The organism is Kineococcus siccus, assembly GCF_009906795.1.
GTDB classification, from domain to species: Bacteria; Actinomycetota; Actinomycetes; order Actinomycetales; family Kineococcaceae; genus Kineococcus; species Kineococcus siccus.
Genome location: NZ_JAAALN010000115.1, coordinates 1 through 13,880 on the forward strand (window position 1 = coordinate 1; position 13,880 = coordinate 13,880).

Annotated in this window: 11 protein-coding genes; 6 read left to right on the forward strand and 5 right to left on the reverse strand. The window is 74.9% G+C overall.

Annotated elements, in window-relative coordinates:
• Window positions 1-2,337, forward strand: a 2,337-nt coding sequence (locus tag GTR02_RS13365) for a putative bifunctional diguanylate cyclase/phosphodiesterase (RefSeq protein ID WP_166607991.1), incomplete at its 5' end; no start/stop codon positions are given.
• Between the two features lie 40 nt (window positions 2,338-2,377).
• Here GTR02_RS13365 and GTR02_RS13370 read toward each other — a convergent pair.
• From GTR02_RS13370 to GTR02_RS13380, 3 genes are all read right to left on the reverse strand, one after another.
• The gene (locus GTR02_RS13370) at window positions 2,378-2,656 is read right to left on the reverse strand and encodes a GlsB/YeaQ/YmgE family stress response membrane protein (RefSeq protein WP_166607992.1); all 279 of its coding nucleotides are present in this window, start codon (window positions 2,654-2,656) and stop codon (window positions 2,378-2,380) included.
• A 94-nt stretch (window positions 2,657-2,750) separates the two neighbouring features.
• Window positions 2,751-4,022: a cation:proton antiporter gene (locus GTR02_RS13375; RefSeq protein ID WP_166607993.1), complete on the reverse strand. Its 1,272-nt coding sequence runs from the start codon at window positions 4,020-4,022 to the stop codon at window positions 2,751-2,753.
• Window positions 4,023-4,078: 56 nt separating this feature from the next.
• Window positions 4,079-4,327, reverse strand: a complete 249-nt coding sequence (locus GTR02_RS13380; RefSeq protein WP_166607994.1) for a hypothetical protein — start codon at window positions 4,325-4,327, stop codon at window positions 4,079-4,081.
• Window positions 4,328-4,728: 401 nt separating this feature from the next.
• Here GTR02_RS13380 and GTR02_RS13385 point away from each other — a divergent pair, with 401 nt between their 5' ends.
• The 3 genes from GTR02_RS13385 to GTR02_RS13395 all read left to right on the forward strand — a co-directional run bounded on the left by GTR02_RS13385 (window position 4,729) and on the right by GTR02_RS13395 (window position 9,087).
• Window positions 4,729-5,661, forward strand: a complete 933-nt coding sequence (locus GTR02_RS13385) for a ferritin-like domain-containing protein (RefSeq protein ID WP_166608001.1) — start codon at window positions 4,729-4,731, stop codon at window positions 5,659-5,661.
• 47 nt (window positions 5,662-5,708) lie between these two features.
• A complete protein-coding gene (locus GTR02_RS13390; protein ID WP_166607995.1) occupies window positions 5,709-6,755 on the forward strand; it encodes a cell wall-binding repeat-containing protein in 1,047 nt (348 codons plus the stop codon).
• A gap of 205 nt (window positions 6,756-6,960) precedes the next feature.
• The gene (locus GTR02_RS13395; RefSeq protein WP_166607996.1) at window positions 6,961-9,087 is read left to right on the forward strand and encodes a SpoIIE family protein phosphatase; all 2,127 of its coding nucleotides are present in this window, start codon (window positions 6,961-6,963) and stop codon (window positions 9,085-9,087) included.
• Between the two features lie 9 nt (window positions 9,088-9,096).
• On the opposite strand, the gene GTR02_RS13400 is transcribed toward GTR02_RS13395, so the two are convergent.
• Window positions 9,097-9,483 (reverse strand): ATP-binding protein, encoded by a 387-nt coding sequence (locus GTR02_RS13400; protein WP_166607997.1) that lies wholly within the window; start codon window positions 9,481-9,483, stop codon window positions 9,097-9,099.
• 148 nt (window positions 9,484-9,631) lie between these two features.
• Between GTR02_RS13400 and GTR02_RS13405 the strand changes: the two genes are divergently transcribed.
• Window positions 9,632-10,675: an NAD(P)-dependent alcohol dehydrogenase gene (locus GTR02_RS13405; RefSeq protein WP_166607998.1), complete on the forward strand. Its 1,044-nt coding sequence runs from the start codon at window positions 9,632-9,634 to the stop codon at window positions 10,673-10,675.
• 48 nt (window positions 10,676-10,723) lie between these two features.
• Window positions 10,724-12,319: a methyl-accepting chemotaxis protein gene (locus GTR02_RS13410; RefSeq protein ID WP_166607999.1), complete on the forward strand. Its 1,596-nt coding sequence runs from the start codon at window positions 10,724-10,726 to the stop codon at window positions 12,317-12,319.
• 9 nt (window positions 12,320-12,328) lie between these two features.
• Here the strand turns inward: GTR02_RS13410 and GTR02_RS13415 are convergent, their stop codons facing one another.
• The gene (locus tag GTR02_RS13415) at window positions 12,329-13,831 is read right to left on the reverse strand and encodes a four-carbon acid sugar kinase family protein (protein ID WP_166608000.1); all 1,503 of its coding nucleotides are present in this window, start codon (window positions 13,829-13,831) and stop codon (window positions 12,329-12,331) included.
• Window positions 13,832-13,880 lie beyond the last annotated feature (49 nt).

Genomic DNA, 13,880 nt, shown 5'->3' on the forward strand with positions numbered 1-13,880 from the left:
GCCCCCCGCCCCACCGCCGTCGCGGCGGCGGTGGTGGCCGGGCTCGCGGTGGTGTCGACCGTGCTGCTGACGCTCGGCGCGTCGAGCGGCGCCGCCGCCCCCGCGACGACCGCCGCCGCCGCGGCCGGCCAGGGCCTCGTGCTCGCGGGCGCCGCCGTCCTCCTGCACCGGCGTGCGGGAGGCAGCCAGGCGGACGGGGCGCTCTGGGCGTGGCTGGCGCGCGCCCTGGGCGTCCTGGCCCTGGGGGCGCTCGGCAAGCTCGTCGCGCGGCTCGCCGCCGGCGGCGTGGTCGCCACCCCGCCCGAGCTGCTGGTCTCCGGGGTGGCCACCCTCGTGGCCGTCCCGCTGCTCTACCGCGGGCTGATCCTCTGGAACCGGGTGGGCAGCAGCACGTCCGACCCGAAGGACTGGCTCAACGGCGTCAGCGCGGCCCTGACCTTCGCGGCGCTGCTCGACCTCCTCGTCGCCTGGCGGCAGGGGGCCTCGGCCTGGCCGTGGTGGTCGTCGCAGCTGTCGGTGCTGCAGCTCGGCGCCCTGCTGCTGCTGTTCGGCACGGTCCTCACGATCGCCGTGCTGAGCGACCTGCTGCGCAACCCGCGGGCGTGGGCGGCGGGGGCCGGCACGCTCGGCCTCGTCGCCCTGCTCCTCGTCGACCTCGCGGTGCACCGCGGCGTCGCGGGCGGGGACCTGCTCGGGGCCGGCTGGACGCTGGTGGCGGGTGGGCTCGTCGTCTGCGCCGTGCTGCGCGCCCACCCGGCGCTGCCGCAGACGGCCAGGACGCAGGACCTCGCGGTCGGCTCCCTCGTCGTGCTGCTCGGAGCCGTCGCGACCCTGGCCCTCTCCACACGCCTGCCCCCGGCGGACACCGCCCCGATCGCGGTGCTGTGCGTGCTGGCCGTCGTGGGCACCGCCGTCAACGCCATGCGCCTGGTGGGGGGCCTGACGCAGCTCGCCCGGACCCGGCAGGAGGCGCGCACCGACGAGCTGACGCAGCTGGCCAACCGCCGCTCGCTGCTCGCGGCCCTCGAGGCGGCCGTGACGCGCGTGGCCCTGCTGGTGGTCGACCTCGACCGGTTCAAGGAGGTCAACGACCGCTTCGGGCACGCGGCCGGCGACGAGCTGCTGCGCTGGTGCGCCCGCGTGCTGCTCGATGCCGCCCCCGCCGGCGCGACGGCCGCCCGGCTCGGTGGCGACGAGTTCGCCCTGCTCCTGCCGGGCGCGGACCTGGGGTCGGCCGTGCTCGTCGCGCGCCGGGTCGCCTCGATCGGGGACCACCCCGTCCCGGTGGGTGTGCACCGCGTCCGGGTGGGGGCCAGCGTGGGCATCGCGACCAGCGACGGCACCGGCGTCGCGGCCGCCGAGCTCCTGCGCCAGGCCGACACCGCCATGTACCTCGCGAAGGGCGGGGCCGCGGGCGGCGGACCGGAGGTCCGGGTCGGCGTCTACGACGACGAGGCCGACCGGCACGCGCGTGAGCGGGCCCTGCTGGCGCAGGAGCTCGAGGACGCGCTGGGGGCGGGACGCACCCCGCTCGCGGCGACGCAGTTCGTCGTCCGGTACCAGCCGCAGCTGTCGATCCGCACGGGCGCGGTCGTCGGCGCGGAGGCCCTGGTGCGCTGGCAGCACCCCCGGCTGGGGCTGCTGGCTCCCGACGGGTTCCTCGGCCTGCTCGAGGAGCGCGGGCACATGGCCGCGCTCACCGAGCACGTGCTGCGGACGTCCGCGGCGCAGTCGCAGCGCTGGCGCGCCGAGGGCCGCGCGGTGCGGCTGTCCGTGAACCTCTCGACGAGCTGCCTGACCGACCCCGACCTGCTGCCGCTGCTCGAGGCCGTGCTGCAGGAGAGCGGGATGCTCCCGGGCGACCTCGTCCTGGAGGTCACCGAGACGACCCTCATGGAGGACCCCGTCGTCGCCCTGCGCACGTGCGAGCGGATCGCGGCGCTGGGGATCGGGCTGAGCATCGACGACTACGGGACCGGCTACTCGTCCCTGGCCTACCTGGGCGACCTGCCGGCCACCGAGCTGAAGCTGGACCGGGCCTTCACCGACCGGGCCGCGGCCGAGCCGCGGATCGCGGCGATCGTCGCGGGCACCGTCACGCTGGGCCACGCGCTCGGGCTGCGGGTGGTGGCCGAGGGCGTCGAGGACGAGGTCACGCTGGAACTCCTGCGCGGTCTCGGCTGCGACGAGTCCCAGGGGTTCCTGCACTGCCGGGCGGTGGACGCCCGCGAGTTCGTGCGCTGGGCCGACGCGCAGGTGCGGGCCGACGCGCAGGTGCGGGTCGGCGCGCTGCAGGGGGCCGGACGCGCCGGAGGCGGCTCGCTGCCGGAGCAGTGAGCCGCCTCCCGGTGCTCGGCGCTGAGCCCCTCGACGTGCGTCAGCGGCGGACGGCGCTCCGCTTGCTCACGGAGATCCAGATGAGCAGCGCGATGATCGCGCCGATGATGGAGCCGATCCAGCTGGACGGCTGGACGAAGCCGTTGCCCGCGTCGGCGCCGAACAGGAGCTTGCCGAGGAAACCGCCGATGAACGAGCCGACGATGCCGAGCAGGATGGTCGCGCCGACACCCATGTGCTGCTTGCCGGGCACGACGGCGCGGGCGATGAAACCGGCGATGAGGCCGATGATGACGAGTCCGACGATGGTTCCGAGCATGGTGTTCCCCTGACGGTTGACGTTGATGACCGGGGACGAATGTAGGGCCGGGACGTGAGGTCGGCCACTCGGAGATCATGGAGTAGTTGCACGGTCACAGATGGGTGTCGGCGACGTCTCGACGCCGGTCCGTGGGCGCCGCCTGGAACCGCGCCTCGTCCAGCCGGCGGACCAGCGGGGTCGCCGTGACCCCGTGCAGCAGCACCGACAGGGCGATCGTGAACCCCACGGCCGCCCAGAGCTGACCGGCCGGGAACTCCCCCTCACCGAGGGCGTAGGAGAGGTAGAACAACGACCCGATCCCGCGGACCCCGAAGATCGCGATGACCCACCGCTCGCGCGGCCCGGCGGGGGTTCCGGCCAGGCTGAGCATGCCCACGAGGGGTCGCACGACGACCACGAGGAGGACGCCGACCAGCGCGAGCCCCCACGTCAGGTCGCGCAGCAACCCGTCGGCCAGGGCCGCCCCGAGCAGCAGCAGCAACCACGACGTGAACATGCGCTCGATCTGCTCGATGAAGCTGTGGGCCACGCGGTGCGCACCGTGGGCGCGCTCCTCGGCGCGGATGGTGCACGCCGCGAGGAACACCGCCACGAACCCGTAGCCGTGCAGCAGTTCCGTGACCCCGTAGGCCAGGAACGTCACCGCGAGCGCCGTGAAGCCCTCGGCCTCGTCGGCCAGGCGCAGCGAGGGCACCGGGGCGCGGAAGAACAGCTTGCCCAGGAGCTTGCCGATCAGCAGACCGCCGACGATGCCGACCGCGCCGCGCAGCAGCACGTCCTCGAGCGCCCAGTGCCCCAGCGCCGCGGACGTCGCACCGGCGGTCGCGAGGACGACCGCGAGGTGCACCACGGGGAAGGCGGCGCCGTCGTTCAGGCCGGCCTCGCTGGTCAGGGCGAACCGGACCTCGTCCTCGGTGCCCTCCTCGTCGGCGGGCTCACCGACCTGGACGTCGGTGGCGAGCACGGGGTCGGTGGGTGCGAGCACGGCGCCCAGCAGGATCGCGGCGGCCACGGGCAGGCCCGCGAGCGCGGTGCCCGCGATCGCGACGAGGGCGATCGTCAGCGGCATCGCCACGAGGATGAGCCGCCAGGAGGAGGCCCAGCGGCGCCAGCCGACGGGGCGGTCCAGCGCCAGGCCGGCGCCCATCAGCGAGATGATCACGACGATCTCGGTGAGGTGCTGCGTGGCCTCGCGGTGCACGAGGGGGTCGACGGCGGGCAGCCCGGGCAGCAGGCCCAGCAGCACACCGGCGGCCAGGAAGGCCATCGGCAGGTTGATCGGCAGGTGACGGACGATCCGCGGGAGCAGGGCGGCGACCAGAGCGCTGGCTCCGGCCAGGGAGAACAGGACGGGGGAGAGCATCGGGTGCAGTGTCCCGCAGCGGGCCCTCCCCCGCGCGCCGACTCAGGCGGCCCGGCTCAGGCGGCGCTGACCGCCGAGCGCTCGGCCGCGAGGTGCGCGCGGAGTTCCGGCGACTGGACGTAGCGGCGGGTGATGCGCGGGCCCTCGGTGAACAGCGCCATGGTCAGCGCCACCCCGCCGCGGGTCAGCTCGTCGGCCAGCCAGCCGGGGACGGCCTCGGCCGGGGCCAGGTCCAGGGCCCGCCGCCGGGAGCGCGGGGTGGCGGTGGCCCACCAGGTCGTGACGGCGCTCTCGGGGGTCTGCATGGGCCTCACAGTGCCCTACCCGGGCCCGGCCGACGTGCCGCCGGGCGGGCGAGTCCCCCGTCGGCGGGCCGTCATCGACCCACCGTGACGACCGGGTCACGGTCAGGAATGTGACAACAGGTAGCCATGAGGCGACGGTGCGTGTCATGGTCATGGTGGACGTCGACCCATCCGCGGTGCGATCGGCACCGAAGGGGTGGGGCGAGACCCGATCGAAGCGGGGCCTCTCCACCTCCGTGACACGGATGTCGCGCCGGCCGAGGCTCCGTTGCTCGCGCAGGCGCACCACCAGTCCCGTCGCTCGACAGATCACGTGAGTCAGACGTTCGTGCCACCGCCGCCACGCGGCGCCCAGCCACGGTGCCCAACCCTTGAGCACCACACACCACCGAAGGCTGCCCATGTTCAAGAAGTCGCTCATCGTCGACATGATCAACCGCAGCTCCACCAGCGAGACGGAACGGCGCACCTTCCTCAAGGGGATGGGGCTGCTGTCCGCCGGCGCCGTGGGTGCCGGCCTCATCGGCACCGCGGCCGCCCAGCGCGCGGACGCGGCCGACGGCCCCGTCTCCGACGTCGCGGTCCTCAACTTCGCGCTCAACCTCGAGTACCTCGAGGCGGAGTTCTACTGCTTCGCGGCCTACGGCCACGGGCTCGACAACGCCACGGCCACCGGCACCGGTACCCAGGGCGGCGTCACCGGCGGGCACCGCGTGCCCTTCAAGTCGAAGGCGATCCGCTACTACGCGGAGGAGATCGCCAACGACGAGATCGCGCACGTCAAGTTCCTGCGCAGCGCGCTCGGCACGAGCGCGGTCTCGCGGCCCGCCATCAACCTGCGGGAGTCCTTCACGGGGGCGGCCGTCGCGGCCGGCGTCATCAAGGCGGGCGAGACGTTCGACCCCTTCTCGAGCGAGGCGTTCTTCCTGCTCGGTGCGTTCCTGTTCGAGGACGTCGGCGTCACGGCCTACAAGGGCGCCTCGCCCCTGGTCGAGAACAAGGACTACCTCGAGGCCGCCGCGGGCATCCTCGCCGTCGAGGCCTACCACGCCGGCATCGTCCGCACCCTGCTCTACCAGAACGACCTCGCGGCGCCGACGAACCTCATCTCCGCGGCGCGGGACTCCCTCGACGGGTCGGCGGTCTCGAAGGACCAGGGCATCACGGTGGGCACCGGTGGGCGCGCGAACCTCGTGCCGACCGACGCGAACAGCATCGCCTACAGCCGCAGCTACAACGAGGTCCTCAACATCGTGTACCTGAACGCGGACAAGGGTGTCACCCAGGGCGGGTTCTACCCCGCGGGGCTCAACGGCGTCCTGCGGACCACCTGACGCCCGGCCCCACCCCCCGACACCCCTTGAGACCTTCAGGAGACATCGTGATCACCAAGAACCACCGCACCGCACGGGCGATCGGCGCCGGCGCCGCTCTGCTCGTGGGCCTCGGCACCCTCGCGGCGACCGCGGCCCCGGCCAACGCCGCCGCCGGTTTCGCCTTCGACACCCGCGTGGCCGGCAACGACCGGTACGCCACCGCCGTGGCGGCGTCGAAGCTGCTGTCCCCGACGGACGACAGCACCCCGGACGTCGTCATCGTCAACGGCACCGCGACGGTCGACGGCCTCACGGCCTCGTACCTGGCGGGCCTGTACAGCGCGCCGATCCTCTACACGGAGACCAACTCCGTGCCGACCGTGACGGCGGACGAGATCACCCGGCTCGGCGTCGAGAACGTCTGGATCGTCGGCGGCGTCAACCAGGTCTCCGCCGGCCTCGAGGCGTCGTGGAAGACCGCCGGCAAGACGGTCGTCCGCTACGCCGGGGCCAACCGGTACGCGACCGCGGCGGCCGTCGCGCAGGCCGACGAGACCTTCCCGCCCGAGAAGGTGTTCCTCGCCTCCGGCACCTCCACCGCGGACGCGCTGGCGGCCGGGCCGATCGCCTGGCAGCGCAACTACCCGATCCTGCTCACGCAGGCGGACAGCGTCCCGGGCGAGACCACCGCGGCCCTCGACGCCCTCGGCACCACGACGAGGATCGTCCTCGGCGGCACCAGCGTCGTGTCCGACGGGACCTACACGGCGCTCAAGGGCACGTCGCGCCTGTCGGGCGCCAACCGCGCGGAGACGGCGACGAAGATCGCCGACTACGCCGTCGCGAGCGAGTTCTTCGACTCGCAGAGCGCGGGCCTGGTCGGGGGTGCGGCGGGCGCCTCCGCCGACGCCCTGGCCGCGGCCCCGGTCTCCGGTTCCCAGGGGGTCCCGATCCTCTTCACGGACGCCAACGGCTCGCTCGGTGCCACGACGACCGCGTACCTCACGAGCAAGAAGACGAACCTCGCCCCGCCCGGCAACGGGTGGATCTTCGGTGGCCTCACCGCCGTGCCGCAGGCGGCGGCCGACGCGGCCACCGCCGCGGTGCAGTGACGGCTGCGCTGACGACACCCACCTCCTGAGGAGGAGGACGCGGGGAGTGCCACGAGGCACTCCCCGCGTTCGTGCGTCCGGGCCCCTCTCGACCGTTCCCTACTCACGGTGACGACTCGACGCGCGGAGTGTCGGCCTCGCCCTCCCGGCTCCCGGCGGCGCCGCGACCAGCGCCCCCTGCGGTGACTCCCCGTAAGATGCGCGGGTGACCGACGGCCCGCCCACCGCTCTCGCGGACGGCTCTGCGACCGAGCTGCTGCCCAGCGTGATGCACGGCCGTCCCGGGGCCGTCCTGCTGGTGCGCACGGGCGACGGCACCGTCCTGGTGGCCAACCCCGTGGCCGAGCAGCTCGCCCCCGGGCAGCAGCTGCCGTGCGACCTGGAGGAGTGGTCGCGCGCCGCCGGCCTGCAGGCCGAGGACGGCTCGCAGCTGGACCGGCCGGACCTGGGCCAGCCCTCCAGCCCCCTCTCGCGGGTCGCCGCCGGCCAGCCCATCCAGGGCGAGCGCGTCTCGGCCCAGCGCGAGACCGACCTCAGCGGCGCCCGCGAGCCGCTGTGGGTGGTGGGGCTGCCCCTGGCGGACGCGGAGGCGGAGGGGCTCTCCGACCTGGCCCTCGTCGTGATGCTGCCCCTGCGCGAGCACCAGGCCGTGGCGGAGGCGCAGGAGTCGGCCGCCCAGCTGCGCAGCCGGGCCGTCGTCGCGAGCGACCTGTCGTTCACGATCTCCGACCCCAGCCGGCCCGACAACCCGCTGGTGTGGGTCAACCCCGCCTTCGAGCGCACCACCGGGTACGGCAAGGAGGTGCTGGGGCGCAACTGCCGCTTCCTGCAGGGCGAGGAGACCGACCGGGCCGCCGTGGCGCGCATCCGCGCGGCGCTGGCCGCGGGCGAGAACGTCACCGAGCTGCTGCTGAACTACCGCAAGGACGGCACCGCCTTCTGGAACGAGGTGGTCATCTCCCCGGTGCGCGACACCGACGGCCGCGTGACCCACCACGTGGGGGTCCAGTACGACGTCACGGCGCGCATCCACGCCGAGCGCGAGCGCGACGAGGCCCTCGCCGAGGCCCGCTCCGCCCGGGGCCGCCTGGAGTTCCTCTCGCGCGTCACCGACGGGCTCTCCACCCTGCTCGACCCCGACGAGGCGCTGCACGTGCTGCCCTCGCTCGTCGTGCCGGACTTCGCGCTGTGGGCCTTCGCGAGCGTGCTGGACGCCAGCGGCCGCGTGCAGCACGTGAGCGCCACCCACGCCGACGAGGCCCGCGCCGCGGACGCCGCGCGGCTGGAGGAGCTGCTCGGCACGGGGCTGCTGCCGGACTCCTTCTCCTCCCGCGTCCTGCGGGGCGAGCTCGGGCCCACCCTGGTGCCGCTGGTCGGCCGGGCCGAGATGGCCCGCGGCGCCGCGGACGGCGAGTTCACCCGGCTGCTGCACGTCCTCGGGCTCGGGAGCGTCCTCGTCGTCCCGCTCCGGGCCCGCGGCGTCATCACCGGCTGCCTCACGATGTTCAGCGGGCCCGACCGGCCCCCCTTCGACGACGACGACCTGCGCACCGCGGTCGACCTGGGCCTGCGGGCCGGGCTGGCGCTGGAGAACGCGCGGCTCTACGCGCAGCAGCGCAACACCTCGGAAGTGCTGCAGCGCAGCCTGCTCACGCCGCCGCGGCACTCAGAGGGCCTCGCCGTGGCGACCCGCTACTACCCGGCCGCCGAGGCGGCCCAGGTCGGCGGCGACTGGTACGACGCCTTCGTCCAGCCCGACGGCTGCACGACCGTGGTCATCGGCGACGTCATGGGCCACGACGTGTCCGCGGCCGCGGCGATGGGCCAGCTGCGCACCCTGGTGCGGGGCATCGCCTACGACCGCAACGCGGAGCCCGCCGACGTCGTGCGGCGCCTGGACACCGTGCTCGACGGGCTCGGCATGACGACGCTCGCCACCGCGATCGTGCTGCAGGTGTCCGAGGCCGTCGACGGTGTCCGCCGCGCCCGCTGGTGCGTGGCCGGTCACCTGCCCGCGGTCCTGGTCCACCCGGCGGGCGAGGTCACCCAGCTGAGCGGCACCGGCATCGTCGTGGGCCTCGGGCCGGACCAGCGCCGCAACCAGCACGAGACCGACCTGCTGCCGGGCTCGATCGTCCTGCTGTACACCGACGGGCTCGTCGAGCGTCGCGACCGCAGCATGGGCGAGCGGCTCGCGGAGCTGCACGACACGGTCGCCGACCTGGCCGACCGCCCGCTGGACGAGCTGTGCGACGAGCTGATCCGCCGGATGCTGCCGGACGGCAGCGACGACGACGTCGCGCTCGTGCTGGTGCGCGTCCTGGACGCCTGAGCCCGGCCGTCAGGGGCGCAGGCGGCACCAGACGGTCTTGCCGCGCCCGTCCGCGTCGACGTCGACGCCCCACTGGTCGCTGAGGACGTCCACGAGGTTCACGCCGCGACCGGACTCGGCCTCCGGGCCCACCTCGTGCCGGACCGGCCGCACGCGGCTGCCGTCGTGCACGGCGAGCCGGACGCCGTCGACGCCCCCGCAGTCGAGCGTCGCGGTGACCGGGGGGTCCCCGTGCTCCACCGCGTTGACGGCCATCTCCGAGAACAGCAGGAGCGCCCGGTCCATGACGCGGGTCTGGTGCGCGCACAGCGAGGTGCGCAGGAAGCTGCGTGCGTGCCGCGCCGCCGAGAGGTCCGCCGGCAGGCGGACCTCGACGAGCGGGGTGTCGTCGCACATGGCGTCCACTGTGGCCCCTGGGACGGGTGCCCGCCTCCGGAACGGCAGCACCTCCCGGCGCGGGTTACCGTCGTGCCCAGCGGGAGACGGTCGACGGCGCCCCTCCCCGCGCCCACGAGATCCCGACACGACGAGGAGCCCTCTCCGCATGCTCACCGTGAACGCCTACGGCGCCACGTCCGCCACCGAGCCCCTGGCCCCCCTGACGGTGGAGCGCCGCGACCTCGGCCCGCACGACGTCCTCATCGACATCAAGTTCGCCGGCATCTGCCACTCCGACATCCACACGGCCCGCGGCGAGTGGGGTGCGACGAACTACCCCGTCGTCCCCGGCCACGAGATCGCCGGCGTCGTCGCCGAGGTCGGCTCCGAGGTCACGAAGCACGCCGTCGGCGACCGCGTCGGCGTCGGCTGCATGGTCGACTCCTGCCGCGAGTGCGAGAACTGCCTGAAGGGCGAGGAGCAGTACTGCCTCAAGGGCAACATCGGCACGTACAACGCGGTCGGCAAGGACGGCCAGCCCACGCAGGGCGGCTACTCCACCCACGTCGTGGTGACCGAGGACTTCGTCCTGCGCATCCCCGAGGGCCTCGAGCTCGACGTCGCCGCCCCGCTGCTGTGCGCCGGCGTCACCCTCTTCTCGCCGCTGAACCACTGGGGCGCGGGCCCCGGCAAGCGCGTCGCGATCATCGGCCTGGGCGGCCTCGGCCACATGGGCGTCAAGATCGCCCACGCCATGGGCGCCGAGGTCACCGTGCTCTCGCAGTCGCTGAAGAAGCAGGAGGACGGGCTGCGCCTCGGCGCCGACCACTACTACGCGACCAGCGACCCGGACGTCTTCACGGACCTCGCCGGCTCCTTCGACCTCATCGTCAACACGGTCTCGGCGACCATCGACCTCGACGCCTACCTCGGCCTGCTGGCCGTGAACGGCACCCTGGTCGAGGTCGGCGCGCCGGAGAAGCCCATGACGGTCGCGGCGTTCTCGCTCATCCCCAACCGCCGCAGCCTCGCCGGGTCGATGATCGGCGGCATCGCCGAGACCCAGCAGATGCTCGACTTCTGCGCCGAGCACGGCCTGGGCGCCGAGATCGAGGTCATCGCCGCCGACAAGATCAACGAGGCCTACGACCGCGTCGTCGCCTCCGACGTGCGGTACCGCTTCGTGGTGGACACCTCCACCCTGGGCTGATCCCCGCCCCGCGGTTCAGCCGGGGGCCGGTGGTGCCGATGACCGGTCATGGGCACCACTGGTTCCACCGGCGCGTGGAGCAACCTCCCCCTCGCGCGCAAGCTCGCGGTGTCGTCGGCGACGGCACTGATCGGTCTCGGCGCCCTCGCGGCGGTCGGTGCCTCGTCCCTGCACACGGCGGACACCGCCACGCAGGAGCTCAGCCGCAGCACGGGCGCGGTCCGCGCCACGCTCGAGGCCGACATGGCCCACGACGCCCTGCGCGGAGCGGTCCTGCAGTCCCTGCTCTTCCCCACCGGCGCTGAGCACGACGAGGGCGTGGCCGGGGCCGCCGAGGCCGCCGACGGCCTCGCGGGCCGGCTCGCGGACGTCACGGCCGCCGACCTGGGCGGCCCCGTGACCGCGGCCGTCGCGGAGGCCTCGCCCGCCGTGGAGGCCTACGCCGCCGCCGGTCAGCGCCTCGCCGGCCTCAGCGGGCAGGACCCCGCCGCCGCCCTCGCGGAGTACCCCGCCTTCCTGGCGCAGTTCGAGGCCGTCGAGGAGCTGCTGCCCGCCGTGGCCGACGCCGTCGAGGCGCAGGCCGCGGAGCACGAGGCGGCTGTCGCCGCGGCCCGCACCCGCGGCCTGCAGCTCATCGTGGTCGCCGGCGTCCTCTCCGCCCTCGTCACCGTGCTGCTCGCCCGCGTGGTCGCCCGCAGCGTCACGCGTCCCCTCGGCCGCGTCTCCGCGGCCCTCACCGGGCTGGCCGGTGGCGACCTGACGGTCACGGCCGGACTCGGCACCACCGACGAGGTCGGGCGCATGGGCACGGCGCTGGACCAGGCCGCGGCGGGGCTGCGCGAGCTGGTGCGCGACATCACGACCGCCGCCGACGACCTCGGCGGCGCGACCGCGCGGCTGCGCACCTCGTCCTTCGCGATCGGCTCGGCCGCGGCCGCCTCCGACGGCCTGTCCGCCTCCGCGACCCACGGGGCCGACGTCGTGTCGGACGCCGTCGCCTCGATGGCCGCCTCGAGCGAGCAGATGGCCGCCGCGATCGCCGAGATCTCCCGCAGCGCCACGACGTCGGCCCTCGTGGCCGACGAGGCCGTCGCGGTCGCCGGCAGCACGTCCGCGACGATGCAGCAGCTCACGGCGTCCAGCCGCGAGATCGGCGACGTCGTCGGCGTCATCGCCGCGATCGCCGCGCAGACCAACCTGCTGGCGCTCAACGCGACCATCGAAGCCGCCCGCGCCGGGGAGATGGGCAAGGGCTTCGCCGTCGTCGCCGCCGAGGTCAAGGCCCTCGCGCAGGAGACCGCCGTCGCCACCGAGAACATCACGCGCACCGTCACCTCGCTGCAGTCCGACAGCCAGGGCGCAGGGTCCGCGATCGAGGAGATCAGCGAGATCGTCGCCCGGATGACCGAGTTCCAGGGCACGATCGCCGCGGCCGCCGAGGAGCAGAGCGCCACCAGCGACGAGATGAACCGCCGCATCGCCACCGCGGCGTCCACCTCGCGCGGCGTCGCGGCCGACCTCGGCACCCTGTCCGGGGCCGTGGCCGACACGAGCAGCCGCGCGGGCGAGAGCTCGTCGGTGGTCGCCGAGGTCGAGGAGCTCGCCGGCGCCCTGCGCGCGGCGACCGCCAAGTTCCGCGTCTGACCGCCCGGCTCAGCCGGCGGGCCGGCCCTCGGGCCTCGCGGCCGCGCGCAGCGTCGTGACGGCGTCCAGGACCCCGCGGTCGTCGCCGACGTTGCCGGCGAACACCACGTAGGCGACGCCCCGGGCGGGGCCCACCACGGGCTCCCACACCGAGACGAGCCCGGGCAGCAGCGTGCCGCGCGAGTAGGCGCGCGTGATCCCGAGCGCCTTCGTGGCCGTGTCGGAGGACGTGATGCCGCCCTTGGCCAGCACGAAGGCGGGCCGGGTCCGGGCCACGGCGTCGTGCACCACCTCGACCAGCGCCCCGCTCACGGCGCGCGCGATGCGCAGGCTGTCGTCGGCGTCCGTGCCGCGCACGAGGGTGCGGCTGGTGCGGACGACGACGTCCGGGCCGCCCGCGTCCAGCAGCGCGACCACCCGCTCGACGCTCGCCCGCACGTGGGCGTCGCGCTCGCCGGGCCGCACGAGCGTCGGCACCTCGAGCTCCACCTCGACGATGCCGCCCGCGGCGCGCAGCGCGTCGAGCTGCCGCGTCGTCAGGCCCACGTGCGAGCCGACGACCACGAGCCCGCTCGCGCTGCGCGGCCGCTCGTCGGGGACGTCGGCCAGCGCCGCCCGCAGGTGCTCGGGGGTCACGGGAGGTGTCGCGACCTGCCCCGTGCGGGCCCGCACGAACGAGGGGCCCGTGCGGTAGACGAGCTCGCGGCCGCGGGCCTCCACGGTGAGCAGCCCCTCGACGAGCGCGCGCAGGTCCTCGTCGTCCGCGGCGTCGGCGACGAGGAACCGGCCGTCGCGCAGCCCGTCGAGGACCTCCACGACGCGCCCGGGGCCCGAGCGCAGGTCGGCCAGCGTCAGCGCGACGACGTCCTCGCGCGCCACCCGGCCCTCCGTCTTCTCCGCGACCCATTCGCGCAGGTCCGAGGAGGCGTAGCCGAACGTCGCGTCGCGGGCGAACTCGCTGTGCCCCACGGGCACGTAGCCCTCCGGGGTGCGCAGCAGGTGCACGGCGCCGACCGTCACGCGGCCCGCGTCCACGAGCGCCGGGACGACGACGACCCCGTCGACGCGCCGCCCGGCCGCCGCCAGGGCCTCGGTCACGACGTCGGTCTCGAGCGGGAAGTGCCCGCGCAGCGTCGAGTCCCCGCGGCTCGCGACGACGACCTCGACGCCCTCCTCCGCGGCCACCCGCAGCAGCGTCGTGACGACGTCGCGCAGCAGGGCGGCGGCGTCCGCGGGGCCCAGCGAGCGGCTGTTGGTGAGGACGAAGAACCCGGGCGTCGGCTGCTGCAGCCCCCAGCGCAGGTCCTCGGCCGCCGCCGTGGTGACCACGGGCAGGTCCGTGGTGCTCTGGGTGCCCGTCGGGTCGTCGTCCAGCACGACGAGCCGGCGGCCGCGGGCGACGGCGGCCGCGAGCGCCCCCGGGTCCACGGCGCGCGGCGGGCCGAACCCGGCGAGCAGCTGCGCGAGCGGGACGGGAGCGGGACCCGCGGGCGGGTCGGAGGGGGCGGCCATGCGCCGGAGCTTGCCAGGGTGCGGCACCCGGGGCGCTCCCGAACGGGTG